At 51.1% G+C, this 25,546-nt stretch carries 26 protein-coding genes; 5 read left to right on the top strand and 21 right to left on the bottom strand.

Features of this window, described 5'->3' with window-relative positions; all coding sequences use genetic code 11:
- Positions 1-9: 9 nt before the first annotated feature.
- The 4 genes from glgA (at position 10) to DDY07_RS00115 (ending at position 7,184) form a co-directional block, all read left to right on the top strand.
- A complete protein-coding gene (glgA, locus tag DDY07_RS00130; RefSeq protein WP_171694317.1) occupies positions 10-1,443 on the top strand; it encodes a glycogen synthase GlgA in 1,434 nt (477 codons plus the stop codon).
- Positions 1,433-2,224 (top strand): type II and III secretion system protein, encoded by a 792-nt coding sequence (locus DDY07_RS00125; RefSeq protein ID WP_171694316.1) that lies wholly within the window; start codon positions 1,433-1,435, stop codon positions 2,222-2,224. The genes glgA and DDY07_RS00125 overlap by 11 nt, the downstream gene beginning before the upstream one ends.
- Positions 2,225-2,375: 151 nt before the next feature.
- Positions 2,376-3,422: an extracellular solute-binding protein gene (locus DDY07_RS00120; protein WP_253734361.1), complete on the top strand. Its 1,047-nt coding sequence runs from the start codon at positions 2,376-2,378 to the stop codon at positions 3,420-3,422.
- Complete coding sequence (locus DDY07_RS00115) at positions 3,423-7,184, top strand: EAL domain-containing protein (protein WP_171694314.1); 3,762 nt, start codon at positions 3,423-3,425, stop codon at positions 7,182-7,184. It begins immediately after the preceding gene.
- Here the strand turns inward: DDY07_RS00115 and DDY07_RS00110 are convergent.
- From DDY07_RS00110 to serA, 21 genes are all read right to left on the bottom strand, one after another.
- On the bottom strand, positions 7,177-8,013 hold the full coding sequence (locus DDY07_RS00110) for an HlyC/CorC family transporter (RefSeq protein ID WP_033158342.1): 837 nt from the start codon (positions 8,011-8,013) through the stop codon (positions 7,177-7,179). The genes DDY07_RS00115 and DDY07_RS00110 overlap by 8 nt on opposite strands.
- Positions 8,010-8,474 carry an rRNA maturation RNase YbeY gene (gene ybeY / locus DDY07_RS00105; RefSeq protein ID WP_171694313.1) on the bottom strand — a complete coding sequence of 155 codons (465 nt, stop codon included), beginning with the start codon at positions 8,472-8,474 and terminating at the stop codon, positions 8,010-8,012. The genes DDY07_RS00110 and ybeY overlap by 4 nt, the downstream gene beginning before the upstream one ends.
- Before the next feature lie 3 nt (positions 8,475-8,477).
- Entirely contained in the window at positions 8,478-9,467 is a 990-nt protein-coding gene (locus DDY07_RS00100; RefSeq protein WP_171694312.1) for a PhoH family protein, read from the bottom strand.
- A complete protein-coding gene (gene miaB, locus DDY07_RS00095) occupies positions 9,467-10,822 on the bottom strand; it encodes a tRNA (N6-isopentenyl adenosine(37)-C2)-methylthiotransferase MiaB (RefSeq protein ID WP_171694311.1) in 1,356 nt (451 codons plus the stop codon). The genes DDY07_RS00100 and miaB overlap by 1 nt, the downstream gene beginning before the upstream one ends.
- Before the next feature lie 105 nt (positions 10,823-10,927).
- Positions 10,928-11,656, bottom strand: coding sequence for an MBL fold metallo-hydrolase (locus DDY07_RS00090; protein ID WP_171694310.1), 729 nt, complete (start codon positions 11,654-11,656; stop codon positions 10,928-10,930).
- A 41-nt stretch (positions 11,657-11,697) separates the two neighbouring features.
- On the bottom strand, positions 11,698-12,312 hold the full coding sequence (locus DDY07_RS00085; protein WP_033158338.1) for a hypothetical protein: 615 nt from the start codon (positions 12,310-12,312) through the stop codon (positions 11,698-11,700).
- Between the two features lie 100 nt (positions 12,313-12,412).
- Positions 12,413-13,105 carry a 7-cyano-7-deazaguanine synthase QueC gene (queC, locus tag DDY07_RS00080; protein ID WP_171694309.1) on the bottom strand — a complete coding sequence of 231 codons (693 nt, stop codon included), beginning with the start codon at positions 13,103-13,105 and terminating at the stop codon, positions 12,413-12,415.
- Positions 13,095-13,739, bottom strand: coding sequence for a 7-carboxy-7-deazaguanine synthase QueE (gene queE / locus DDY07_RS00075; protein WP_101054552.1), 645 nt, complete (start codon positions 13,737-13,739; stop codon positions 13,095-13,097). Before queE ends, queC begins: the two co-directional genes overlap by 11 nt.
- Positions 13,740-13,751: 12 nt before the next feature.
- Complete coding sequence (gene ybgF, locus DDY07_RS00070) at positions 13,752-14,612, bottom strand: tol-pal system protein YbgF (protein WP_033158335.1); 861 nt, start codon at positions 14,610-14,612, stop codon at positions 13,752-13,754.
- Complete coding sequence (gene pal, locus DDY07_RS00065) at positions 14,609-15,175, bottom strand: peptidoglycan-associated lipoprotein Pal (protein ID WP_033158334.1); 567 nt, start codon at positions 15,173-15,175, stop codon at positions 14,609-14,611. Before pal ends, ybgF begins: the two co-directional genes overlap by 4 nt.
- Positions 15,176-15,239: 64 nt before the next feature.
- Positions 15,240-16,505 carry a Tol-Pal system beta propeller repeat protein TolB gene (gene tolB / locus DDY07_RS00060; protein ID WP_225893123.1) on the bottom strand — a complete coding sequence of 422 codons (1,266 nt, stop codon included), beginning with the start codon at positions 16,503-16,505 and terminating at the stop codon, positions 15,240-15,242.
- Between the two features lie 40 nt (positions 16,506-16,545).
- Complete coding sequence (tolA, locus tag DDY07_RS00055; RefSeq protein ID WP_171694308.1) at positions 16,546-18,069, bottom strand: cell envelope integrity protein TolA; 1,524 nt, start codon at positions 18,067-18,069, stop codon at positions 16,546-16,548.
- An 8-nt stretch (positions 18,070-18,077) separates the two neighbouring features.
- A complete protein-coding gene (gene tolR, locus DDY07_RS00050) occupies positions 18,078-18,488 on the bottom strand; it encodes a protein TolR (protein WP_225587463.1) in 411 nt (136 codons plus the stop codon).
- 44 nt (positions 18,489-18,532) lie between these two features.
- Positions 18,533-19,210: a protein TolQ gene (gene tolQ, locus DDY07_RS00045; protein ID WP_020483188.1), complete on the bottom strand. Its 678-nt coding sequence runs from the start codon at positions 19,208-19,210 to the stop codon at positions 18,533-18,535.
- Complete coding sequence (gene ybgC / locus DDY07_RS00040) at positions 19,210-19,605, bottom strand: tol-pal system-associated acyl-CoA thioesterase (RefSeq protein WP_033158331.1); 396 nt, start codon at positions 19,603-19,605, stop codon at positions 19,210-19,212. The genes tolQ and ybgC overlap by 1 nt, the downstream gene beginning before the upstream one ends.
- 18 nt (positions 19,606-19,623) lie before the next feature.
- Complete coding sequence (gene ruvB, locus DDY07_RS00035; RefSeq protein ID WP_171694307.1) at positions 19,624-20,661, bottom strand: Holliday junction branch migration DNA helicase RuvB; 1,038 nt, start codon at positions 20,659-20,661, stop codon at positions 19,624-19,626.
- Positions 20,658-21,260, bottom strand: a complete 603-nt coding sequence (gene ruvA, locus DDY07_RS00030) for a Holliday junction branch migration protein RuvA (RefSeq protein WP_171694306.1) — start codon at positions 21,258-21,260, stop codon at positions 20,658-20,660. Before ruvA ends, ruvB begins: the two co-directional genes overlap by 4 nt.
- On the bottom strand, positions 21,257-21,754 hold the full coding sequence (ruvC, locus tag DDY07_RS00025) for a crossover junction endodeoxyribonuclease RuvC (protein WP_033158328.1): 498 nt from the start codon (positions 21,752-21,754) through the stop codon (positions 21,257-21,259). Before ruvC ends, ruvA begins: the two co-directional genes overlap by 4 nt.
- Before the next feature lie 33 nt (positions 21,755-21,787).
- Positions 21,788-22,540: a YebC/PmpR family DNA-binding transcriptional regulator gene (locus DDY07_RS00020; protein WP_171694305.1), complete on the bottom strand. Its 753-nt coding sequence runs from the start codon at positions 22,538-22,540 to the stop codon at positions 21,788-21,790.
- A 68-nt stretch (positions 22,541-22,608) separates the two neighbouring features.
- Positions 22,609-23,250, bottom strand: a complete 642-nt coding sequence (locus DDY07_RS00015; RefSeq protein WP_171694304.1) for an HAD-IB family phosphatase — start codon at positions 23,248-23,250, stop codon at positions 22,609-22,611.
- On the bottom strand, positions 23,247-24,830 hold the full coding sequence (serA, locus tag DDY07_RS00010) for a phosphoglycerate dehydrogenase (RefSeq protein WP_171697655.1): 1,584 nt from the start codon (positions 24,828-24,830) through the stop codon (positions 23,247-23,249). Before serA ends, DDY07_RS00015 begins: the two co-directional genes overlap by 4 nt.
- A 97-nt stretch (positions 24,831-24,927) precedes the next feature.
- Here serA and DDY07_RS00005 point away from each other — a divergent pair, with 97 nt between their 5' ends.
- Positions 24,928-25,404, top strand: a complete 477-nt coding sequence (locus tag DDY07_RS00005) for a TlpA disulfide reductase family protein (protein ID WP_171694303.1) — start codon at positions 24,928-24,930, stop codon at positions 25,402-25,404.
- The last annotated feature ends 142 nt before the right edge of the window (positions 25,405-25,546 follow it).

Below are 25,546 nucleotides of genomic sequence, written 5' to 3'. Positions count from 1 at the left end.
TTTATCGCCATGAAAAAAATTCTGTTCGCGAGCAGCGAAACCCACCCCTTGATCAAGACCGGCGGCCTGGCGGATGTCGCCGGCAGCCTGCCTCTGGCCCTGGCCGCGTTGGGCCAGGACGTGCGCATCATCATGCCCAATTACCAGGGCATCAAGAACTGCGAGCCCGGCCGTTACCTATGCACGGTGCGAGTCAACAATTGCGACGTTAACCTACTGGAAACCCGCTTGCCGGACAGTGATGTCATCGTCTGGCTGGTGGATTATCCGCCGTTCTTTAATTTTCCGGGTAACCCATACCTTGATGAAGCCGGACGCCCCTGGCCGAACATTGGTGAGCGCTTTGCGCTGTTTTGCCGCATCATCGTCGAAGTGGCCACCAACCGGGCTTATTTAGACTGGCACGCCGACATTGTGCATTGCAACGATTGGCAAACCGGCTTGGTACCGGCACTGCTGTCATTGGAACCCAAACCGCCGGCGACGATTTTTACCATTCACAACATGGCCTACCAAGGACTGTTTCCCGGCAGCACCTACGCCCAGTTAAATCTGCCGGGGCAATTACTCCACCCGGACGGTCTGGAATTCCACGGCATGCTGTCCTTTATCAAGGGCGGGTTGAGCTATTCCGACCGTATTACCACGGTGAGCCCCACTTATGCCCAGGAAATCCAGACCCCTGAATTCGGTTACGGATTGGAAGGCTTGTTGGCGCATAAACAAAGCCAGTTACGCGGCATTCTGAACGGCATTGATGTGTCGGTCTGGAATCCGGCGAACGACGCCTATATCGCAAAGCCTTTCAACGTCGATACCCTAAAAGACAAGCAAATCAATAAAGCGGCACTCCAACAACAACTGGGCTTGCCGGTGGAATCGGAAACTCCCTTGTTTGGTTTGATTGGCCGCTTGGTCGAACAAAAAGGTATCGATCTGGTACTAAGCTGTTTACAAGAGATGACCACCCTACCCTTGCAATTTGCTTTACTGGGCAGCGGCGATAAAAGCATCGAATACCGCCTGCAGGAGTTTGCCCGCCTATATCCGGAAAAAGTATCCATCACCATTGGATACGACGAACGCTTGGCGCATCAAATCGAAGCCGGTGCCGACATCTTCCTGATGCCTTCGCGCTTCGAACCTTGCGGCTTAAACCAAATGTATAGCCAATGCTATGGCACGATACCTATCGTCAGAAAGACCGGCGGCTTAGCAGATACGGTAGTCGACGCATTGCCGGAAAGTATTGCCAACGGCACCGCCAGCGGCATCTCGTTTAACGATGCGTCGGCGGCCGCGCTGATAGAAGCCATCAAACGCAGCCTGGTGTTATTCCACAACCGACCGGTCTGGAAGAAAATTCAACGTAACGCGATGCTCAAGGATTTCTCCTGGCAAAACAGTGCGAATCAATATCTCGCGCTTTACAATGAGATCTAAAACCTGCTTGGCCGGCTTGATGTTGATAGCCGGCCAAGCGCTTGCCGACGAATCGGTGATAGAAATCATCCCCCTGATGAACCGTCCGGCCTCCGACGTACGCGCTTTACTGGCACCGCTGCTGGATGCCGATGATCGCGTCATCGAGAACGGTGCCAGTCTGATCGTTAAAACCAATCCCGCCAAACTCGGCGAAATCCGGGCCGTCATTCAAAAACTCGACGCTCGGCTCAGCAATTTAGTCATCAGCGTCTTGCAAACCAGTAGCAAAACCGCAGCCGAATTGAACGCAGAAGCGGCCATTGCCGCCACGCCGAATAGGATTCAGATGCGCGGCATGATGGGCAACAGCGAAGACTTGCGAAACCGGCAACAACACCAACAATTACGCACCCTGGAAGGCCAGGCGGCCCATATCAAAACCGGACAGGTCCGGCCGGTGCAAAATTACAGCGTATACGACTCGGGCTATGGTTACGGCTCCGCGGTAAGCACGAATACCCAGATGATTGAAGCCAGTACCGGCTTCGCTGTTACGCCGCGCTTGGCAGGCGACCAGGTCATTCTCGATATAGAACCGTGGTCGGATAGCTTTCAGCGCAACGGCCACATCGAAACCCAATCCGCTCACACCACTTTACGCGCCAATCTCGGCGAATGGGTGGAAATTGCCGGCAACACCGACACTGAACAATCCGACAATCACGGCTTCAACAGCTTCAACCACAGCACCCGGCAAAATGCTTTACGCATTCTGATCAAAGTCGATCAAGCCGATTAATCCTGACCCGCCCTAAACGACAATCCGACCAGATAGCCTCATGGCATTATTTTCGGAATCTGTGCGCGGCAACATAATATCAATATCGACATTGGCGGAAAGCGCATACTAATTGGTTATGATGGCCCGACAAATTCATGCCGATAGCCTTATGAGCATTACTGCCAAATGTTCCGCCACCGTTCTGACATATTTTCTTACGATTATGTGTCTGGCAACATCCGGATGGGTATCCGCCCAGGAAACACTGCGGGTGCTTAGTTGGGACGGTTACGCCGATAGTGAAGTGGTTTCGGCATTCCAGCAACGGTTCGACGTGGCGATAGAGTTAACCCTGGTAACGTCCGACGACGACCTTTGGCAGAAAATCAATAGCGGCAACTATGACGTATTTGCTGTCAATACTGCGGAATTGCAGCGTTATATCGATCAAGGCCTGAGCAGGCCGATCACCATGACGAATATCCCCAACCATGCCCAACAATTGCCGCGTTTCCAAAACCTGCAAGCTATTCCCGGCCTGGTTCGCGGAAACGACACGTATGCTGTCCCTTATACCTACTCGGAAATGGGGCTGATCTATAACCGCAAACTCATTAACACTCCCCCCCAATCCATGTCGGCTATGTGGGACCCTGCCTATCGGGGCCGAGTATTGGCTTTTAACGCCAGTAATCACAATTTCTCCATGGTCGGCTTATTAAGGGGCGTATCCAATCCGTTCCGGATGCCAGATCCCGAGCTAAAACAGGCTGCTCGCGAGTTGGCCAAGTTACGCCGTAATGTGCTGACCTTTTACGCGACCGCGGAGGAAGCGACCAGACTGTTTGTCAAATATGAAATAGCCTTGATTTTCGGTAATTACGGCACCCAGCAACTGAAAGCTCTGCGCGAAGCAGGTGCAGACATCGGTTATGTCATTCCCCGCGAAGGTGCGCTGGCCTGGCTGGATTGCTGGGCCATCACCCAAAATAGCCGGAACCCCGAGTTGGCAGAAAAATGGATCAATTACACCTTGGAAAAAGCAGTGAGCGAAACGCTAACCCAGCAACACGGCTTGGCAAACACCATTACAGCGCCGGAGAACGACAGCACCCAAAACCAACCCATTATTTGGCTGGAACCGATACTTAATCCGCTGGCGCGCAAAACGTTATGGGATAGAATCATTTCCGGCGAAGCACCCGAGGCATTTTAAGTGCGCTCCAGCATAGGCATAAAACTGGGTTTCTGGCTGGCACTGCTGGGCACGCTATCGACAGGCCTGACTGGTTATTATGTTTACGACCGCAGCCGAGCCATGCTGGTGGGAACCGCCAAGGATAAGCTGCTCAACGACACCCAAGCCCTAGGAAACCGATTTGCCGATGCGTTGGCAGCTACCGCCAGCAACGTCAAGTTTCTAAGCAATTTGCCGGTCAGCGCCGACATGGTCTCGGCAATACCTGACGCAAAGTTGGACATACTTAAAAATCAATTGGCGGAGATTTTTGTCAGCTTGCTAAATGCCCATCCCGAATACAGTCAAATCCGTTTGATCGACACGCAGCATTACGGCAAGGAATTAGTCAGAGTCGATAGGGATCAAGACAACCTCAAAGTGATTGCCGACGCGCAGCTACAAGAGAAAAACCATTTTCCTTACGTATTCGAAACCTTGCCGCTGGCTGCGGAGCAATATTACGTTTCGGAAATCAATTTAAATCAGGAATTAGGCACTCACCTGGGATTTGGTAAACCCACACTGCGGATAGCGATGCCGATCAAGTCGGCCACTACTACCATCGCAGTGATCGTCATCAATGTCGATTTACAAGGGCTATTCGAGCAAGTACGCGGCAATATTCCCGACGATATTGAATTGCTGCTCAGCAACGACAGAGGGGACTATTTAATTCACCCCGACGCGGCAAAAACCTTTGGATTTGAGAGCGGCCGCAGTTTCCTGATTCAGAATGACATCCCGAACGTAAAAGCGATTCTGGCTGGCAAACAAGCGCATTCGGTATTCGCGACCAGCGATACGCAAAGTTTGGCCGCTTCTTCACTCGCCGCTTTCGTAAAACTGCCGTTGGGCTCGGAAAGCAGCGGACGCTTCGCCATGCTGGGTTTATATACGCCGCTGAAAAACGTTTTGCAGGAAAGTAAAGCTCTGGGAGTGAGCGTTATCGAAATAACCTTGTTGTTCAGCCTGCTGGCAAGTGCAATTTCGCTAATGTTGGCGCGCGTCCTGGCAAAACCGCTCAATTCGATGACCACCGCCATCGGTCAATTCAAGCTGGGCACGCCGCTAACCGGCTTACCGACACATCGTAACGACGAAATCGGCTATCTGGCGAATAGTTTCATGTCGATGACCGAACAATTAAACTCGCAAATAGCCGAGTTACATGCCTCCGAAGCTAAGTTGCATGCCATTCTCGACAACGCCCCCGTCGGCATTTGGTTGGCCGACCTTGATACGCGCTTTTTATTTGTAAACCATACTTTTTGCGATGCCCTTGGCCTGCCGGAAACCCGTTTAATTGCCAACGAACCATTGGCCGAGTTGTTCGGCGCGGAGATCGCAGCCCGTTTTTTAAGTGCCGATCAAGCGTGTTTAGCGCAAACAAATCAAGCACATCAGTCCCTCGAGCAAATAAAATTTGCCGATGGCAAACGGCACACCATACAAATAACCCGCACGCCATTGCAAGACATCAACAAAGAGACGGTCGGCATCATCGGCATAGCCATGGATATTACTGACCGCCAACAAGCGGCCAATCGTGAGCGCGCCCATAACCATGTGCTGGAATTAGTATCCAAAGGCGCGGCACTGCCGGAGATCCTGCAAGCGGTGGTATTGGGTGTAGAGGCCCAAAATCCTGACTTAATTTGTTCGATATTGCTATTAAATAACGAAGGTAATCGCTTGTTCATAGGCTCTGCACCGCATCTACCCGACTTCTACAATTCTGCTGTAGACGGACTTTACGTAGGCCCCGGTATCGGCTCATGCGGTACGGCTGCGTATTTCGGCCAGCGAGTGATTGTCGAAGATATTCAAAACCATACTTATTGGGCGCCGTTTACCGAGCTTGCGGCTAGGGCCGGTTTAGGGTCGTGCTGGTCTGAACCGATACGTGGCGCGTCCGGCCAATTGTTGGGTACTTTTGGTATTTACCAGCGCCATCCCGCAGAGCCAGGAGCAGACGATATTCAGATGATTGAACAGGCCTCACATTTGGCCGGCATTGCAATCGACCGCAGCCGCAGTAATGAAGAACTGCAATTGGCGTCCTTAGTCTATCAAAACAGCAGCGAAGCGATGGCCGTGACCGACGCACAAGGCATGATTATCAATGTCAATCCGGCTTTCACCGCTTTGACCGGCTACACATTGGACGAAGTCATCGGTAAAAACCATAACATTCTGAACTCGGCGCGGCAGGGCGAACAGTTTTATCAAGCCATGTGGCAAGCCATCAACAGTAGCGGTCACTGGAAAGGCGAAATTTGGAATCGTCGGAAGAACGGCGAGATATTTGCTGAGCAACTGACCATCAATACCATATTTAGCGCGGATGGCCTGCCGCAGCGGCGAGTTGCGTTATTTTCCGACATCACCCAAAAGAAGCAGTCCGAAGAACTGATCTGGACCCAAGCCAATTTCGATCCGCTCACCGGCCTGCCCAACCGCCGCATGTTTCATGACAGGCTGGATCAAGAAATCAAAAAGGCACATCGCAGCGGCTTGCAGGTCGCTTTGATATTGCTTGATCTGGACCGTTTCAAGGAAGTTAACGATACGCTGGGTCACGATATGGGCGATTTATTGTTAAAAGATGCCTCGCAACGGCTGCTGCATTGCGTACGCGATTCCGATACTGTCGCCCGATTGGGCGGCGACGAATTCACAGTCATCCTCGGCGAACTTGATGATGCTGAGGATGCCGAACGGGTGGTCAAAAATATCCTGCAAAGACTCGCCGAACCTTTTCAGCTGAAAAGCAAAGTCGCCTACATCTCCGCCAGTATCGGCATCACCCTGTACCCGAAGGACGCCGAGAGAATCGATACATTAATAAAAAACGCCGATCAGGCAATGTACGCAGCGAAACACCAGGGCCGTAATCGCTATTGTTATTTCACTCCATCAATGCAGGAAGCCGCTCTAGCGCGCATGCTGATTGCCGACGATTTGCGCCATGCTTTGGAGGCCAACCAATTTGAAGTATATTACCAGCCGGTCGTGGAACTGGGCTCCGGCGCCATCCATAAAGCCGAAGCGCTGATCCGCTGGCAACACCCGACACGGGGCATGGTCAGCCCCAGCGAATTTGTGCATATTGCCGAAGATATAGGCCTGATTGCCGAAATCGGTACTTGGGTATTTAAACAAGCGGCAGGACAGGTCAAACAATGGCGTGCCCGATACCATCCGGACTTTCAGATCAGCGTCAACAAGTCGCCGATGCAGTTTTACGACGACCAGTCCCACGGCACTTGGCTGGAATACTTGCAAACACTTGAGCTGCCGGGACAAAGCATCGTCGCGGAAATTACCGAGGGCTTGCTGCTGGACGCCAGTAATGTGGTGAAAGATCAATTACTGGCTTTTCGAGACGCAGGGATACAAGTATCGCTGGACGATTTCGGCACCGGCTATTCGTCGCTAGCTTATCTGAAGAAATTCGATATCGATTATCTGAAAATAGATCAGTCTTTCGTCGGCAATTTGTCGCCGAATTCCAGCGACAAAATTCTCTGCGAAGCGATTATCGTCATGGCGCACAAGCTGGGGATGAAAGTCATCGCGGAAGGCATAGAAACCGAACAACAACGCCAGCTACTGCTGGAAGCGGAGTGCGACTATGGGCAGGGCTATTTATTCTCCAAAGCCCTGCCGGCCGATGCGTTCGAGGAACTGCTAATGCTTAATACCTCAGGCACCAGCGCACTGAACACGCTTATTTGATCTTCAATTTCAGTAAATGCACTCGCCGATTGTCGGCCCGCAATACCTCGAAACAGAAATCGTCCAGTTCCACCTTCTCGCCTTTCTTCGGAAAATGTTCTAGACGCTGCACGATTAAACCGCCTAGCGTGTCGTATTCGTCGTCTTCCAATGCGGCGGAAAAATAATCGTTGAATTCTTCGATGGGTGTCAGCGCGCTGACGATAAATTCTTTCTCGCTACGCTGAGAAATAAATTCTTGTACTTCGTCGTCATCGTGTTCGTCTTCAATCTTGCCGACGATTTGCTCCAGGACGTCTTCAATCGTCACCAAACCGGCGGCATTGCCGTATTCGTCGACGACGATGGCCATGTGGTTGCGCTCGGTGCGAAATTCTTTTAGTAACACGTTTAAGCGTTTGCTTTCCGGCACCACGTTGACCGGGCGCATCACATCCTCGACTTTCAGGGTTTTATCCTTTAAAGCATGAGCCAGTAAATCCTTGGCCAGCAAAACACCAACCACCTTACTGCGATCTTCCTCGATGACGGGAAAACGGGAATGAGCAAATTCGACCACTAAAGGAAAGATGGTTTCCAGTTCCGCTTCCCTAGGAACGACGACCATTTGCGAACGCGGAATCATGATGTCTCTGACCCGCATCTCCGCCACATGCATCACACCTTCCATCATGGCCAGTGCGTCGGAGTCTAACAGATGTTTTTCTTGCGATTCTCTCAATATCTCCAGCAAGTCTTCCTGATCTTGCGGCTCCCCACTCAGAAAATGACCGATGCGCTCGATCAAACTCTTATGGGGTTGACTACTCGGGGGGTTACCATCGCTCATTGCTTTCCATCCTCCATATAAGGGTTTGCTATACCTAATTTGCTCAAAATCTCAATCTCTAATGCTTCCATTTGTTCGGCATCCTGATCCTCTATGTGGTCATACCCTAGCAAATGCAATACGCCGTGTATAGTGATATGCGCCCAATGGTGCTCGGGCAATTTATTTTGCTGCGCAGCTTCCAGTCCTATCAGCGGTGCACAAATCACCAAATCGCCCAGCAAGTCCATGTCCATGCCCGCCGGGGCTTCAAAGGGAAAGCTCAGGATGTTAGTCGGTCCATTTTTATGCCGATACTGCTGATTCAGCTCCGCGCTTTCCACATCGTCGACCAAACGAATCACCAACTCGCAGTCCGCATCATCCTCAAAGCTTGCTAGCCCGGCGTCCACCCATTGCTGAAACTGCTCGAGTTCGGGATGAGGTGCCGAAGTAGCAACTTGCATGTCGATATAATTCATAGACTACGCCGAGGGCATGTGCTCTTTTTCGTAGAGCTCGTAAGCGGCGACGATGCGCTGCACCAACGGATGTCGGACCACATCGCGCACCCCGAAAAAGGTAAAGCTGATACCGTCCACATCCTTCAGCACTTTCAACACATGTTTCAGACCGGACATTTTTTCGTTAGGCAAATCGATTTGCGTAACATCGCCGGTAATGACGGCGGTGGAACCGAAACCGATCCGGGTCAGAAACATCTTGATTTGTTCCACCGTCGTGTTTTGCGCCTCATCCAGAATAATAAACGAGTCGTTCAAGGTTCTACCGCGCATGAAGGCTAAGGGCGCCACTTCGATGACATTTTTTTCCAGCAATTTTTCGACGCGCTCGAAGCCCAACATGTCGTATAGCGCATCGTACAAGGGCCGCAAATAGGGGTCGACTTTCTGCGCCATATCGCCAGGGAGGAAACCTAACTTCTCGCCCGCTTCCACCGCCGGCCGTACCAAAATAATCCGCCGCACGGTCTCGTTTTGCAACGCATCAACCGCACACGCGACCGCCAGATAGGTTTTACCGGTACCCGCGGGACCGACACCGAAATTAATGTCGTGCGAAATGATCTTGCGCAAATAGTCCTGCTGATTAAAACCGCGACCCTTGATTACACCGCGCTTGGTTTTAATCGCCACCGGCTCCGATTTCACGCTCGGCATAGCCTGTAGTAACTGATCGATACTGGCATCCTGCAAACTCAAATGCACTTGCTCCGGGGTGATTTCTTCCCGCTCGGTCAATTCGAATAGTTTCTGAATCACCGCGCAAGCTGCTTTCACTGCGGCATCGACACCCGTGACCTTGAAATGATTGCTGCGATTGGCGATCTCCACCTGTAAGCGTTGCTCGATTTGGCGGATATGCGCATCCAACTGTCCGCAAAAATTGGACAGGCGTTGCGCATCGGCGGGTAACAGGGTAATTTCTTGAGAAAAATGGCCGGCGGTCAACACTAGGCGGTCTGCTTGATTTTTTCGATGGACGATTCCACCAGGCGACCCCGTAACGAATTGGGCAAGGCTTCGGCAATATACACGTCGACAAATTGCCCGATCAGGCGCGGGTGTCCGGCGAAATTGACGGCACGGTTATTTTCGGTCCGCCCGGTGAGATGCAACGGGTTTTTCTTGGAGATGCCCTCCACCAACACACTTTGCACGCTACCGATCATCGACTCCGAAATAGCCATGAACATTTCGTTCAGGCGGTCTTTCAAGCGTTTCAAGCGTTGTTCCTTAACGGCCATGCTGACATCGTCGGCAAAGTTGGCTGCCGGCGTACCGGGTCTGGCACTGAAGATAAAACTGTAAGACAGGTCGTAACCGACTTCCTCGATCAAGGCCATGGTATCTTCAAAATCTTCTTCGGTTTCGCCGGGAAAGCCGACGATAAAATCCGACGACAAACTGATGCCTGGCCGCACCGCTTTCATCTTGCGCATGATTTCCAGATAATCTTCGCGCCTATGGCCGCGCTTCATTTCCGCCAAAATGCGGTTGCTGCCGCTCTGCACGGGCAAATGCAAATGATTGACCAGCTGCGGAATTTCGGCAAACGCTTCGATAATATCGTCAGTGAATTCTAAAGGATGCGATGTCGTGAAACGAATTCGGTCTATACCATCGACCGCGGCAACGCAATGCAACAACAGCGCAAAGCTAGCCACATCGCCGTCTTCCATCGCGCCGCGATAAGCATTAACGTTTTGACCAAGCAGATTGATCTCGCGCACACCTTGTCTAGCCAGCGTTTCGATTTCGGCAATTACATCGTTCAGCGGCCGGCTGACTTCTTCTCCGCGGGTGTAAGGCACTACGCAATAGGTACAGTACTTACTGCAACCTTCCATCACCGATACGTAAGCCTTGGGCCCTTCCGCACGCGGTTCCGGTAAATTATCGAATTTTTCGATTTCGGGGAAAGAAATATCTACGACATGTTTACCGCCGCTACGCGCTTGATTTAACAACTCAGGCAAGCGGTGCAGGGTTTGCGGACCAAACACAATGTCTACATACGGCGCGCGCTTTTGCAGGGCCGCACCTTCCTGGCTGGCTACGCAGCCACCAACACCAATAATCACACCGGGACGTTTATCTTTGATTTTTTTCCAGCGCCCCACGGCGGAAAATACCTTTTCCTGAGCTTTTTCGCGGATCGAACAAGTGTTTAGCAGCAGCACATCGGCTTGTTCCGGAATGTCGGTCAATTCCATGCCGTGCGATGCGATCAATACGTCCCGCATCTTATCGGAATCGTATTCGTTCATTTGACAGCCGTTAGTCTGTATATAAAGTTTTTGCGCCATGCTTGATGAGATACCTCAACTACTCTCACTAACAAAAAACCCCCGTCTCGCGACGGGGGCTCGTAATGGCCGGATTATAAACCCAATTTTCGGCAAATGCTTGTTTTATACGGCAATCCCCACTTGTAGGGCCTCGAACCAATCCAGAAAACGCTTCACATCATCGCCTTTGAACATCCGACCATGTTGCGGGGCCAGTATGTCGATATCCAACTTCCTGACCCGATCAATCCAGGCGCGCTTAGCTTGATTAGAGGGCATCCAACGCTGATGGAAAAAACGCATTTTATCGACGTGCATATCGAAGTTGTCCACAAAGACGGGCGTTCCAGGCGCTTCCAAGGCTGCACCGACATCGCCGGACATCAGGATTTTGGCGTGTGGATCATAAATATGGAAATTAGCGGAGGCATGCAGATAGTGAGCGGGAACAATCTGCAATTCGGTAGTACCGAGATTGATGACTCCGCCATGGTCGGGAATCGGTACATATTCGATAGTTTCGCAGCCGAAGTGCCTTAAAAAACCTTCCCATAATGCTGAGGCATGCAGCTTGGCATTGGGCAGCGCTTGATCCCATAAACCCAAAGATGAAATGATGTCCGGATCTTGATGCGAGGCGAACAAATCAGTAATTTCCTCGACCGGCGCATGGTGTAATACCGCCGCCAGCATTGGCGCAAACAGCTCTATGCCGCCGGGATCGATCAAAAGGCAGCGATTGGCCGTCCTTACCATATATTGGTTGGTATCAATAATTTTCTCGGGCTTGTGTGCGTCGCGGCCAAACATTATCCATTGATAAGCGCCCTCATAAATTTTGGTCATTCTCATGCTAACTGTACCTCTTGGCCATACTGGGTTTGATGGGTGCGCTATTCGGCGACGTTTATAATCGTCAATGCACTCCGGCATTTATGTACTTTGTCGTTGATTATTTGCGCGGCGTTATCGACGCTTTCAGCGACCGCTTGCAGACTTTGCAGATACTCTCCCGCTTGCGACGCTTCTATCCGGGAGTTGGCAGCAATCACCCGCGCCGCCCTGGCCGGATGCATCACATCCGCCAACTTAATCAGTAATTCCGAAACCTGGATAATAAACTCTCGATGACAAATCTGCGTTCTTAACCTGACTTCCTGCAATGGGGTGGCTAAGGAGTCGGCATATCTGGCTCCGACAGCCAACTGCCCCACTTTCTCGAAGCGTCTGCATGCTTCGGTCATGCGCTGTTCATTGACTGTCAGACGATAAAGATGGAATGCGTATTCGTTGATGTTATTGACCAATTCGATCGTATCCTTAGCCAATTCGTTTATGAAGTCCGTGATGGGTTGGAAGCCCTTGGCCTTTTCACCGGCGCGGAAAGCAATCGCTTTGGCATTGGCTGCCGCGAGAGAAATTTCCTTGGCCACTTCCATCACCGCGCTCAATTCGGCGGCTATGGAAGCCACGGCGACAAATTGGGACTTGGTTTGATTGACTTGCATACTGAAAGACCCTCAGATCGACGATAAATTTATTTATAGCTTAGCCGACAAATAAATCCCCGTGCTATTTGAGTTTCCAATAAATGCGCGTCAACCCCGGTTATTTAGGTCGATAATGAGTTGGATCGGTCACACCCAGATTTTGGAAACCGGCCGCGCGCAATCTGCAGGCATCGCACACACCGCAGGCTCTGCCTTTGATATCCGCTGAATAACAGGAAACGGTATCGGCATAATCGACGCCAAGCGCCAGACCTTGTCGAATAATTTCGGCTTTACTCAGTGCTATCAGCGGCGTATGAATTTGAATTTTATGGCCCTCCACCCCGGCTTTGGTGCCCAGGTTGGCCATATCTTGAAAAGCTTTGATAAATTCTGGCCGACAATCGGGGTAACCGGAATAATCGACGGCATTCACGCCGATGAATACGTCGTGAGCGTTCACCACTTCCGCCCAACCCAGAGCAAACGCCAGAAATATAGTATTTCTGGCCGGCACATACGTTACTGGAATACCGGCTTGCGGTGAAGTCGGCACATCGATCCGAGCGTCTGTCAACGCGGAACCGCCTATTGCGCTCAAGCCGAGATTGATAATCTTATGGTCGGCGACCTGGTAATGCTTGGCAATCCTCCTCGACGCTTCCAATTCGGCATTATGGCGCTGGCCATAATCGAAACTCAGAGCGTAGCAAGTAAACCCTTGTTGTTTGGCAAGTGCCAGGACCGTTATAGAATCCAGGCCACCGGACAATAAAATAATTGCCGGCCTGGAACTGCTGTTATTTTCCACGCGCGTCGTTCCAAAGAAATTTATGTAATTGAATTTGAAACCGAACCTGCAGTTGGTCGGCCAAAATACGCTCAGCCAGCTCGGTCGGCGACATCACATCCATCACCGGCGAGAACAGTACTTGGCAATGTTCAACTAAGCGATACAACTCAAGTTGCTGCTTGGCCCATTGGTAATCGGCAGCATCGGCAATCACGAATTTGACTTGATCGTGGGACGTTAAATACTGGATATTGTCATAGCGATTGCGCTCAAGCTCTCCGGAACTCGGCGTCTTCAGATCCATGACTTTACTGACCCGACTATCAACCATCGATACATCCAAGGCACCGCTGGTTTCCAGCGAAACCTGGTAACCAGTATCGAGCAGTCTAACCATTAAAGGATTGCAGCCCGGTTGTGCTAAAGGTTCGCCGCCGGTTACCGTGACATAGCGGGTGTTGTAACGGCTAACTTGCAAGAGAATGTCATCGATGCTGAGTTTCTCGCCGCCAGTAAACGCATATGCGGTATCGCAATAGGAACAGCGCAAGGGACAGCCGGTCAAGCGAATAAATACGGTGGGTAACCCCACCGTATTCGCTTCACCCTGTAGTGAATAGAATATTTCGGTAATACGTAGCGTTTGCTCCATCCCAACGCCAATTTATTGCGGCATTTGCGCCAGCTTTTTTTCCGCCAAATGAGCGGCAGTGGTGCCTGGATAGCTGGTCGTCACCCGCGTCAGATAATCGCGAGCTTTTGCGGCGTTTTGCAGATCGAATTCGATATAACCCAATTTCAGCAAGGCATCCGGCACTTTAGAACTATTGGGATATTGGCTGACCACCTTATTGAACGCGCCTCGCGCCGCATCGAATTCCCGATTGATCTTATACGCCTCCGCCAACCAATACTGAGAATTGTCGGCAAACTCGCCGGCCGGAAAATCTTTCAGCAAATCCTGAAACATTTTGATGGCTTGAGCATTGTGGCCGTTACGCAAAGTGTCGTAAGCCGATTGATACCTTTCCTTTTCGTTGCCTTGTGCCGCCGTCGCGGTCGGCTTATTGTCCACTACCGACGCAACCGGAGCTGGTGTCGCAGCTGCAACTGGCGCCGGAGCTGGTGCGACCGGGGCCGCTGGCGTAGCGGGTTGAGCCGCTGTAACCGGCGATTGTCCAGCCGCAGCAGTATCTGCAGGAATTGGCGCAGGCGTTTGACTCGGCGGCGTTTGCCCGCCCGCGGTAAGCGCCTGCATCCGATCATCCAGATCGGAGTACATATTGCTTTGTTTTCTTTGCAAATCGGCGATGGTCTGGGATTGCTCCTCGACCATGCCGCGCAATTGCTGCACTTCCGACTGTAACTGCTCCAATCTACCCAACACTTCAAAAATAGCATTGTCAGTGGCGGCCGGCTGTGCATAAGCATTCCCAGCCGGGTAACCCGCACCGTTAGGCGCAGCATCAGCTCCGGCAGTTAAGCCAAAACCGAGACTCAGTATCAGAAGCGCACGCTTACTCATTGATAGCCAACTTCCACGCGGCGATTTTGTTGCCACGCCGACTCGTCATGACCGGAAACAGCGGGCTTTTCTTCACCGTAGCTCACCACTTCCAATTGGCCGGCAGTAACGCCTTGCGAGCGCATCATTCTTTCCACCGATTTGGCCCGTTGCTCGCCCAGTGCGATGTTGTATTCGCTGGAACCACGCTCGTCGGCATGACCGGATAGAATCACGTGCTGGTTTGGGTGTGAAGCCAAATAACGGGCATGCGCCGCAACAACAGGTACGTAGTCTTGTTTGACTTGGCTGCTATCCAATTCAAAATAAATCACTTGTTTGGACAACGGATTGTTAGGATCGCTGAACTCAGGACCCAGGTTCGCGCCGGAACCGGAGCCAAAGCTGCTGCCATTGCCTGAACCGAATTGGCTGCCGGACATGGAACCGTCATTGTAACCGCTGGTAGATGCATCGGTACCTTGGGTAGAATCGGCCAAACCTTCTTCTTCGGTTGAGCTACAGCCTGTTGTTACCAAAATCGCAGTCATGGCCAAAGCCAAATAGGTTTTGTTAAATCTCATCAATTTTCTCCAAATATTAAGTAAAACTCAGGTGACGATAGTGTGAGGGCTATCGCGCTTGCAATCAAGGTGCCCAGGCCGGTTCACGGACCTCGCCACTCTCGAAGGCCAATTTCTGTTGCATCGCGCCATCGGTAGACACCACCGATAAGGCCGAGCGCCCGCCGCGATTCGCGGCAAACAAGACCATGCTGCCATTAGGCGCAAAACTGGGCGATTCGTCAAGATTACCCTCGGTCAGCACGTTCACAGTGCGCGAGGCCATGTCCATAACCGCAATCTTATAGCCACCGCCACTACCCGTTACCATCGCCAGACTTCTGCCGTCAGCGGAAAAACGGCCTCTGGCGTTATAGTCGCCTTGGAATGTAACCCGGCTAGCTTTACCCCCCGAAGCTGGCATCAAATAAAGCTGCGGTTTGCCGCCTTGATCAGACGTAAACAAGATAGAGCTGCCATCCGGCGACCAGGTCGGCTCGGTATCGATAGATAAACTGTTGGTCAAGCGCGTCAAAGAGCGGCTACCCAAGTTCAAAACGTAAATATCGGGACTGCCGTCCTTAGAAAGCGTAACCGCCAGACGACTACCGTCCGGTGAAAAAGCCGGCGCACCGTTGATGCCCGGATAAGAGGAAACGCTTTCACGTTGTCCCGTCGCCAAAGTCTGCACCCAGATTTCCGAACGTTTGGTGTGGAAGGATACATAAGCGATTTTGCTGCCGTCCGGTGACCAAGCCGGCGCCATAATAGGTTCCGGAGATTCGGCAATAGTCCGGGGGTTATAACCATCGGCATCGGCCACTTGCAGCATGAACTGCTTGCCATTGCCGCGGCGAACGCTGGTGACATAAGCAATCCGGGTATTGAATGCGCCTTTGCGGCCGGTCAGTTTTTCGTAAATCAGATCACTGATGTGATGTGCCGCGCGACGCAATTCGTTAGCGCCGGCCGTCAAACGATAACCCATCAACAACTGGCCGTTATGCACATTAAACAAATGAAACTGGATGTTGTAGCTGCCACCATTACCGACCACTTGGCCTATCGCCATATAGTCTTGGCCTAGTACCTGCCAATCCTTGAAATTAACCCGCTCGGGTTCGCTGGGTTTGGTCAGCATATCGTCTTCGGACAAGGTTTTGAAAAAACCGCTGCCGCCCAAATCAGAACTGATCACATCGGACAATTTAACATTGCCGATAGAGCCTTGTTGAGCAAACGGCACGATGGCGATAGGGACCGCAGTTTGCGAACCTTTGGTAATTTCTATGGTTAAACCGGCCGCCTGCGCCACTGTAAACATCCCAGCCAAAATGCCGCCGACTAACATTCTTGTGATTAACATCATTCTCTCGTTTCCGTTTTACTGATTATTCCGGTTTAAACACGAAGGTAAAAACTCTAAATTCCTGATTAAATAAATTTCTATCTTGCGGTACCGGCAAAGGCGAGGCTTTTCTCACTGCATTCTCCGCCGAACGGTCAAAAATCGGATCACCGCTACTACCAATTACCACAGCGTCCATCACATCACCACTAGCCAACAATTTTACCTGAATTGTGCATCGCAAGCCTTGCGTTGCGTTGATCGGCCGCGTCCAAGCGCCTTCTACTTTGCGCGCAATCATCTGCTTGGCAGAATCGACAGCCTGCTTATCCGAAGCTGCTTTTGCCGCAGCCGCCGCGGCAGCTTCCACAGCCTGCCGTTCTTTCTCCGCTTTTTCAGCCGCCGCTATCGCAGCTTGGCGCTCTTGTTCTGCTTTGGCTTTTGCCGCCGCTTCCGCCGCAAGTCTTTCTTTCTCAGCCTTCTCTGCCTTTTCCGCAGCCAGTTTGGCCTGACGTTCTTTCTCAGCCTTAGCCTTGGCTTCCGCTTCGGCAGCCATGCGTTCTTTTTCGGCTTTTTCCGCCGCTATTTTGGCTTGGCGTTCTTTCTCTGCTTTCTCGGCAGCGAGTTGTTTGTCCTTTTCGGCTTTGGCCCTAGCCTCGGCTTCTGCAGCTTGCTTGGCTTTTTCCGCATTAAGCGCGGCCTGTTTTTCTTTTTCGGCTTTAGCTTTTTCGTCAGCTAACTGCTTTTCCTTTTCCGCTTTGGCCTTGGCTTCCGCTTGTTTTGCTTGTTCTTGGCGCTTGGCTTCCTCGTTCTTTTGCTCCTGCAGCTTTTTTTGCTGCTCCAGAGCTTTTTGTTCCTGCAACTTCTTTTCCTGCTCCAGCTTTTTGATTTCGGCTTCCTGCTGCTGTTTCTCTCGCGCCGCTTCCGCCAGTTTTTGTTCCTTCAACTTGGCTTCGCGCTCCATTTCCTGTTGTTTTTGCTTTTCCAGCAACTTCTGTTTCTCTACTTCCCTTTGTTTTTCCGCCAACTCCTTCTGTTTTTCCAGTTCGGCTTGCTTCTGCTTTTCCGCTGCTTCCTTTTGTTTGTCCAGTTCGGCCTGTTTCTGCTTTTCCGCGGCTTCCTTGGCTTTTTTCTGTTCGAGAGCTTGCCGTTCCTTGGCCTCCTCTAACTTTTTTTCCTCTTCCTTACGCTTCGCAGCGAGCTGTTCCTGCATCTTCTTTTCTTCTAATGCTTCCTGCTTGCGCTTTTCGGCGGCTTCCTGAATTTTTTGCTCTTCAAGCACACGTTGCTTTTTAGCTTGCTGCAACAACTGCTCTTCGGCTTTTCTGGCGTTTTCCAGTTGCTCTTGATGCTGTTTCTCGGCTTGTTGCTTGTTTGTTTCGTTCTGTTTTAAGCGCTCGGCTTCCGCATCGATTTCCGCGCCGTCCAATACAGTCGCTTCAATAATGTCCGCGGGCGGCGACATTTGCGCGTCGTCAGTCTCGGTGAGAAAACTGAAACTGAACAACAACACAATCAGAATATGCAGCGCTATCGCCTGCGCGAGCGAAGGTTTAAAACTTTTCATGGTGGTGTTTATTTGCTGTCTGGCGGCGGCGCGGTCATCAAGCCCACTTTTGGGGCGCCGGTTTTCTTCAACTCAACCATCACTTTGACGATACTGCCGTAATCCACTTCATGGTCGCCACGCACGTAGAGCTGGGCTTTGGGATTATTTCTGAATACCGCCGCTACTCTGGTTTTAACGGTATCGACATCGACAGGCGTATCGGCTTCTTCATCGCCATTGCCAATATCGACGTATAAACTGCCGTCCTTTTTGATCGAAACGATCACCGGCACCTGATCTTGTAAATCCACAGACTCAGCCTCGGCTTGCGGCAACTCGACATCGACGCCGGTTTGCACCAGCGGCGCGGTGATCATGAATATCATCAACAGCACAAAAGTAACGTCAATATAGGGAACGACGTTGATTTCGGCCATTACTCCGCGTTTTTTTCGCGATCTACGATTGCTGCCGCCCACATTCATTTGCTGTGCGCCTGTCTTTGCAGTAATACCACGAACTCGTCGACGAATAACTCGTAACGGCCGGCCAAGCGATCCAAGCGCGTGGAGAAGCGGTTATAGGCAATTACCGCTGGAATCGCCGCGAACAAACCAATCGCGGTGGCAATTAACGCTTCTGAAATACCTGGAGCGACATTCGCCAAGGTAGCATTTTTAATTTCGCCCAAAGCGCGGAACGAGTTCATGATGCCCCAGACAGTGCCAAACAAACCGATATACGGACTGGTCGAACCGACTGTCGCCAAAAACGGCAAAGTCTCGTCCAACCTATCCAACTCGCGGGACAATTCGATACGCATGGCCCGTTGCGCACTTTCGACCTGGACAGAGGGTTCGACATCGCCTTTCTGGCGCATCCGCGCAAACTCGCGATAACCGGCTAGAAAGATTTTTTCAATACCTTCCGGCTCGAACCGATCACTGGACATCTTTTTATACAACTCGGCCAAACCGACACCAGACCAAAACTCCTCTTCGAAATCGTCGGTAATGGCTATGGCCTGTTTCAATTCTTTCCGTTTGGAGAAGATGAAGGTCCAGGACGCAACCGATGCCGATAACAGAATGAACATAACAAACTGCACGACGATACTGGCTTCTTTGACCAGCGTCAGGATGGATAAATCGGTATTCATTAGTTTAAATGTTCCAAAATAGCAGAGGGAATAAGTTTGGGCTTCATGCTTTGCGCATCAAGACAGGCAATCCGGATTTCACCCGTACATAACGTGTCTTGTTGCCGGGTGATCGCTTGTTCAAAGGTAAAATTAGTTTTTTTGTACTCAATAACTTTTGCGCTAACGTCTAAAAGTTCGTTAAAGCGGGCGGGTTTTAAATAGTCTACTTTCACGGAACGGACTACAAAAATCAGGTTTTGTTCGGCTAGAAGATTATCCTGTTCAAAACCCACACTACGCAACATTTCGGTTCTGGCACGTTCAAAAAACTTCAAATAATTCGCATAAAACACTACGCCGCCCGCATCGGTATCTTCGTAATATACTCGTACCGGCCAGTTAAATTCTTTCATTCGTCTCTTAACGAATTATTAATTGTCGAAGATGTCATCGCTGCCGATTTGCTGCCTGGGCGCGGGCAGGCCAAAATGACTGTATGCTTTATGCGTGACCACTCGCCCCCTGGGGGTGCGCATGATAAAACCCTGCTGCAGTAAGTACGGTTCCAACACGTCTTCAACCGTGCCACGTTCCTCGCTGATTACCGCAGCCAGCGTATCCAGGCCAACCGGACCGCCTTGAAAATGTTCTATCATGGCTGTCAGTAATTTCCGATCCAGCATATCAAAGCCTTGCTGGTCTATTTTCAGCATATCCAAGGCTTGTTTGGCAATCTCACGAGTCACCGTGCCGTTGCCTTTGACTTCGGCAAAATCGCGCACTCTACGTAAGAGTCGGTTGGCGATGCGCGGCGTGCCTCGCGAACGGCAGGCGATCTCGTCGGCACCGCCGCCGTCCATGCCGATATTCAATAGTTTTGCGGAGCGACTGACGATACTGGCCAGTTCCTCAACGGTGTAAAACTCAAGGCGTTGGACGATACCGAAACGGTCGCGTAAAGGCGATGTCAACAAACCGGCTCGGGTCGTCGCGCCTATCAGCGTAAATGGCGGCAAATCCAGCTTAATCGAGCGGGCTGCCGGGCCTTCGCCTATTATAATATCAATTTGGTAGTCTTCCATAGCCGGATACAGCACCTCTTCCACCGCGGGACTGAGCCTATGGATTTCGTCGATGAATAACACATCATGGGCTTGCAAATTGGTCAGCAAAGCCGCCAAATCGCCGGCTTTATCCAGCACCGGACCCGAGGTTTGACGAATGTTGACATTCATCTCCGCAGCCACGATGTTGGCCAGCGTGGTTTTCCCCAAACCCGGCGGGCCGAAAATCAACACATGATCCAACGCTTCAGAGCGCGTTACCGCCGCCTGGATAAAGATTTCCATCTGCTCGCGGAGTTCTTTTTGCCCGACATAGTCTTTCAAGCGCTTGGGGCGAATGGCTCGGTCCACTCGCTCTTCGTCATTATTACCGTGCGCAGTAACCAATCTGTCGCTTTCGATCATTTAACCGCACCGCGCAGCGCCAGACGAATAATGTCCTCGCAGCTTTTATCTTCCGCAGCAACCGCTTGCACCATCCGCGCCGCGTCCGCTGGCTTATAACCCAAAGCACACAACGCGCTAATCGCTTCTTGCTTGGGACTTGCTGCCGAACCGGGAAGTGAACTTGGGCTATCACTAGCTGCTGTTAGTTTGTTTAGTTCCGGTAAACGACCACGCATTTCGATAATCAAGCGTTCGGCGGTTTTTTGGCCGACGCCCGGCAATCGCACCAAACCTTTTACATCGTTATCATGGACGCAACGATAGAATTCTTCGGTACTTTGCCCGGACAGAACAGTCAACGCCAGCTTGGGGCCGACGCCATTGACTTTGATCAGGGTTCTGAACAGCATGCGTTCGCTTTCCGTGGCAAAACCGAACAGGATATGCGCGTCCTCGCGAACCACGAGATGCGTATGTAGCTTAACTACTTCACCCAATGCCGGCAGGTCGTAAAAGGTATTCATCGGCGCTTCGATTTCGTAACCGACACCGTGTACGTCCAACAACAGTTGCGGAGGAGCTTTGTAAATCAATTTACCGCATAAAAAACCGATCATGAAATCGCCTTCTGCAAACGCATCGCGGTCTCCTGATAGTGGCTATGACACAGGCCAATCGCCAATGCATCGCTAGCATCGATCTGCATGTCACCTTGAATGCTCAACAAAATTTTCACCATATGCTGCACTTGCTGCTTATCGGCATTGCCCTTGCCTACCAAGGCCTGTTTAACTTGCCTAGCCGCATATTCGAAAACCGGCAGATCTCGATTTAAGGTGGCGCAAATCGCAGCGCCGCGCGCTTGCCCTAGCTTCAGGGCAGAATCGGCATTCTTGTGCATAAACACTTGCTCTATGGCCATTTGCTCAGGACGGTACAACTCAATCACCTGGCTAACACCATCAAAAATCTGCTTCAAGCGCTCGGGAAATTCGTCGGATTTGATACGAATGCAGCCGCTCGCTACGTAGCGAATACCGCGCGATGTCGACTCCACCACACCGTATCCGGTGATGCGCGAGCCGGGATCTATACCTAAAATTCTGGTCAACAGTGTATTGGTGCGAGTAATTTTGCGGTGTGATTAGGCATCGAGCGCAGTCATGATGTCATCGCTGATGTCAGCATTCGAGTAAACGTCTTGCACATCGTCCAGATCTTCCAAACGGTCGATCAGCTTCAGCATTTTTTCGGCGGATTCGCTATCCAATTCAGTCTTAACGTCGGCATGCATCGTCACTTCGGCGTTTTCCGGCTCGAAGCCCGCAGCAAGCATAGCTTCCTTGACGGTCATATAGTCTTCGGGGGTGGTAAACACATCGATAGAACCATCGTCGTTGGTGACCACATCCTCGGCCCCGGCTTCCATCGCGGCTTCCATCACTGCGTCTTCATCAACACCATTGGCGAAGCTGATAATACCGACCTTGCGAAACATATAAGCCACCGAACCGTCCGTGCCCAAGTTGCCGCCAGCCTTAGAGAAGGCGTGCCTGACATCGGCGACGGTACGATTGCGATTATCGGTCAAGCAATTCACCATCACCGCCGTGCCGCCAGGACCATAACCTTCGTAACGCACCTCTTCGTAAACCACGCCATCGACCGCGCCGATGGCCTTTTTGATGGTGTTGTCGATGGTATCGCGCTTCATGTTAGCACCAAGCGCTTTATCAATAGCGGTACGCAAACTCGGATTATTGGCGGGATCACCGCCACCCGATCCTTTTGCGGCCACGGTAATCTCGCGAATCAGTTTGGTAAAAATCTTGCCGCGTTTTGCGTCCTGCGCGCCTTTGCGATGCTTGATGTTAGCCCACTTACTATGCCCAGCCATTCTATCTCTCTGAATCTGCTAAAAATTTGGAAATTTTACCATCGTCCCGCCGGCTTATCGACCCTTGCTTACAATACTAGCGGCAATATAGCCGCTAACGAAGCATCCGAGACGTAGCTATCCGCTTGCTCTTCCACCAACGGCCTGCGGACTACACCGCCGAAACCGATCATATAGGCACCGGCCAATTTAGCTTCCAGATCGGTCTTGCCATCGCCTATCATGACCAAGGACGAATGATGCATCCTCAGTCGGCGACAAATCCGGGCTTTGCCGCCACTGACGGCCAACGGCGAGTGTCGGGCAAAATCCTGGTAATTACCGTCTTCGTCAAACAGCACATCAACCGCATGCACATGCGCTTCCGGTATGCCCAGTTGCTCCGCCAAAGGTAGTATCGCCTGCCGCAAGCCGCCGCTGATGATGTGGATTAGCTTATTATTGGCTTGCAGGGCTTTAATTGTGTCGCTGACACCGTCAACCATTTCGGCAATATACAACTCGGCCAACCAGTTTATCGCGGCTTGGTCGGGTTTGATCAAATCCAACCGGTTCGCGTAGACATCCTCAAGGGCCAATTCGCCGTTCATAGCTGCATCGGTTAACGCCGCAACCTGTTCGAATAAACCGTTACGCCTAGCCAATTCATCGATACCTTCGACCCGGCTCAGCGTACTGTCGCAATCGAAACAAACAACTTCAAAACTCATAACGCGATCTGCCTTGCTGTGTGCACCGCAGGCACCTCGCAAACCGATTTCAATACTTGTTCATTTAAGGGATCAGAGATGCTGATGACCATCATCGCCAATTGATGTTCGTCGGCGATACTGACTTGCATGCGGGTAATATTGATATTGGCAACGCCCAAGATCGAGCTAATCGCCGCAATCACGCCCGGCTTATCATCGTGGCGAGTGATCAGTAACGCGCCTTCCGGCACCACTTCAATTTCGAAATGATTGATACTGACCAAGCGTGGATGTTGATTTCCTAACAACGTTCCCGCCAGAGATACCGACTTATCGGCGCAGTGCCCGGTAATTTTGATTAGAGACTGATAGCCTTCCGATTCCTCGGTCTGCGACTCAATCAACGCAATCCCCTGGCGTTTAGCAATATTCTCGACATTAACCCGGTTAACCGGCGTGGAAAGTTGCCCCCCCAACAAACCGACCATCGCCTCTGCGGAAATCGGCCGAATTTTTACCTCAGCAGCCTTTCCATAAACCGCAACTTCCAATTTTTGAATCGGTTGATCGATCAACCCTACTAAAACCTTACCGAGAATATTAGCAAGGTTCATAAATGGTTGAGCCTTGGATAGCTCTTCTGCCGACAACCTAGGGAGATTCAAAGCATTAACAGCTTCGCCGGTTTGCAAATATTTAACCGCCTGGCGGGCAATTTCGACACTCACCGCCACTTGCGCTTCTTTGGTCGAAGCGCCCAAATGCGGCGTAAATACCACATTGTCCAATGTTAGCAGCGGCGAATCCTTGGGAGGTTCTTGCTCATAAACATCCAGCGCCGCACCGGCAATCCGACCTTCTTTCAATGCGTCGTATAGTGCCGATTCATCAACCAAGCCGCCACGGGCACAATTAATCAACCTTGCAGATTTTTTCATCATGACCAATTGATCACGGCCAATAATGTTTTTGGTTTTTTCCAATAAAGGACAATGTAGGGTCAAATAGTCGGCTTGTTTAACCAGGGTCTCCAAGTCGACCATTTCCGCGCCATGTATGGCAAAAACATCCGGCGCTACAAACGGATCATAAGCGATCACGCGCATTCCCAAACCATTGCCGCGTTGCGCGACTATTCGGCCTATCGTGCCAAAACCCAGCACTGCCAGCGTTTTATGAGCAATTTCGGCGCCCATCAACTTAGATCGCTCCCATTTACCCTCTCTGACCGATTGATTGGCAAACGGTAGATTGCGACTCAAGGAAAACATGTGCGCGATAGCGAGTTCCGCCGTCGTGGTGGCATTGGCATCCGGCGTATTCATTACGATAACGCCTTGTTCAGTCGCGGCATTTAAGTCAACATTATCGACCCCTATGCCGGCGCGCCCGACTATCTTCAGGCGAGTCGCAGCTTTTAAAACTTTAGCTGTCACCTGAGTATCGCTGCGAATCAATAAGGCTTCGAACTCCGGAATAATCTCACACAACTCGTCTTCATTTAAGCCGGTTTGGATATGTATCTGTATACCGTCCTGGACATTCAAGAAATTAATGCCGTCTTCCGCAAGCTTGTCTGAAATCAGTATCTTTTTCATCGCCATGACTGGATTATTGGATAAAACCGGCATTTTAGCAGCTTTGCTATAATCGCCGTAATGCGCGTTCCCGACAAACAACCAAAGTCTATTACTTATGAGAATAAAATCGGCGCTTGGCGTCCTATCGGTGATCTGTTTACTTGGCGCAATCGCCTGGTGGCTGACTTACACTAAAAGTTTCGCCCCCAACGCCGTTTTTACAACATTGACAGGCGAACGACTGGCAATTGCCGAGCTGAAAGGCAAGCCCGTCTTGATAACATTTTGGGCAACCGACTGCCCTAGCTGTCTTGAGGAAATTCCGGATTTGATCGCATTGCATCAACAAGGCCTGAAAATCATTGCTGTGGCGATGCCATACGACCCGCCTAGCCGCGTGCAAACTTTAGCCAAAGAACGTCAGCTTCCTTATCCAGTTGCTCTTGATATAGATGGTAGTCTTGTACATGCTTTTGGTGATGTGCAATTGACCCCAACGATGTTTTTAATAGACAAACAGGGCGTGATCATCATGCACAAAATCGGCGCTTTCGATTTAGCATCTTTAAAAACACTTCTGACGCAATTATAGAAAACTACTTTGTAATTTAGCTATAGAGGTGTTGTCTGGTAACAGTAAATCCGCAAAAGAGAAGAGAGCAGCAGTAGGGGTGATTGGGGGGTAAAAAAAAGCCCCGCTATGGCTAGCGGGGCTTTTGGTTTAAGAGCTTGGC

The organism is Methylomonas sp. ZR1, assembly GCF_013141865.1.
Classification (GTDB): Bacteria; Pseudomonadota; Gammaproteobacteria; order Methylococcales; family Methylomonadaceae; genus Methylomonas.
This window is presented reverse-complemented; position numbering and strand designations above follow the sequence as displayed.

What these genes read in the sequence shown, in the direction of transcription:
- glgA (WP_171694317.1), top strand. Translation starts at nt 10, where the DNA reads ATGAAAAAAATTCTGTTCGCGAGCAGCGAAACCCACCCCTTGATCAAG.
- DDY07_RS00125 (WP_171694316.1), top strand. Translation starts at nt 1,433, where the DNA reads ATGAGATCTAAAACCTGCTTGGCCGGCTTGATGTTGATAGCCGGCCAA.
- DDY07_RS00120 (WP_253734361.1), top strand. Translation starts at nt 2,376, where the DNA reads ATGAGCATTACTGCCAAATGTTCCGCCACCGTTCTGACATATTTTCTT.
- DDY07_RS00110 (WP_033158342.1), bottom strand. Translation starts at nt 8,013, where the DNA reads ATGAGCGATGGTAACCCCCCGAGTAGTCAACCCCATAAGAGTTTGATC.
- ybeY (WP_171694313.1), bottom strand. Translation starts at nt 8,474, where the DNA reads ATGAATTATATCGACATGCAAGTTGCTACTTCGGCACCTCATCCCGAA.
- miaB (WP_171694311.1), bottom strand. Translation starts at nt 10,822, where the DNA reads ATGGCGCAAAAACTTTATATACAGACTAACGGCTGTCAAATGAACGAA.
- DDY07_RS00090 (WP_171694310.1), bottom strand. Translation starts at nt 11,656, where the DNA reads ATGAGAATGACCAAAATTTATGAGGGCGCTTATCAATGGATAATGTTT.
- DDY07_RS00085 (WP_033158338.1), bottom strand. Translation starts at nt 12,312, where the DNA reads ATGCAAGTCAATCAAACCAAGTCCCAATTTGTCGCCGTGGCTTCCATA.
- queE (WP_101054552.1), bottom strand. Translation starts at nt 13,739, where the DNA reads ATGGAGCAAACGCTACGTATTACCGAAATATTCTATTCACTACAGGGT.
- ybgF (WP_033158335.1), bottom strand. Translation starts at nt 14,612, where the DNA reads ATGAGTAAGCGTGCGCTTCTGATACTGAGTCTCGGTTTTGGCTTAACT.
- pal (WP_033158334.1), bottom strand. Translation starts at nt 15,175, where the DNA reads ATGAGATTTAACAAAACCTATTTGGCTTTGGCCATGACTGCGATTTTG.
- tolB (WP_225893123.1), bottom strand. Translation starts at nt 16,505, where the DNA reads ATGTTAGTCGGCGGCATTTTGGCTGGGATGTTTACAGTGGCGCAGGCG.
- tolA (WP_171694308.1), bottom strand. Translation starts at nt 18,069, where the DNA reads ATGAAAAGTTTTAAACCTTCGCTCGCGCAGGCGATAGCGCTGCATATT.
- tolR (WP_225587463.1), bottom strand. Translation starts at nt 18,488, where the DNA reads ATGGCCGAAATCAACGTCGTTCCCTATATTGACGTTACTTTTGTGCTG.
- tolQ (WP_020483188.1), bottom strand. Translation starts at nt 19,210, where the DNA reads ATGAATACCGATTTATCCATCCTGACGCTGGTCAAAGAAGCCAGTATC.
- ybgC (WP_033158331.1), bottom strand. Translation starts at nt 19,605, where the DNA reads ATGAAAGAATTTAACTGGCCGGTACGAGTATATTACGAAGATACCGAT.
- ruvB (WP_171694307.1), bottom strand. Translation starts at nt 20,661, where the DNA reads ATGATCGAAAGCGACAGATTGGTTACTGCGCACGGTAATAATGACGAA.
- ruvA (WP_171694306.1), bottom strand. Translation starts at nt 21,260, where the DNA reads ATGATCGGTTTTTTATGCGGTAAATTGATTTACAAAGCTCCTCCGCAA.
- DDY07_RS00020 (WP_171694305.1), bottom strand. Translation starts at nt 22,540, where the DNA reads ATGGCTGGGCATAGTAAGTGGGCTAACATCAAGCATCGCAAAGGCGCG.
- DDY07_RS00015 (WP_171694304.1), bottom strand. Translation starts at nt 23,250, where the DNA reads ATGAGTTTTGAAGTTGTTTGTTTCGATTGCGACAGTACGCTGAGCCGG.
- serA (WP_171697655.1), bottom strand. Translation starts at nt 24,830, where the DNA reads ATGAAAAAGATACTGATTTCAGACAAGCTTGCGGAAGACGGCATTAAT.
- DDY07_RS00005 (WP_171694303.1), top strand. Translation starts at nt 24,928, where the DNA reads ATGAGAATAAAATCGGCGCTTGGCGTCCTATCGGTGATCTGTTTACTT.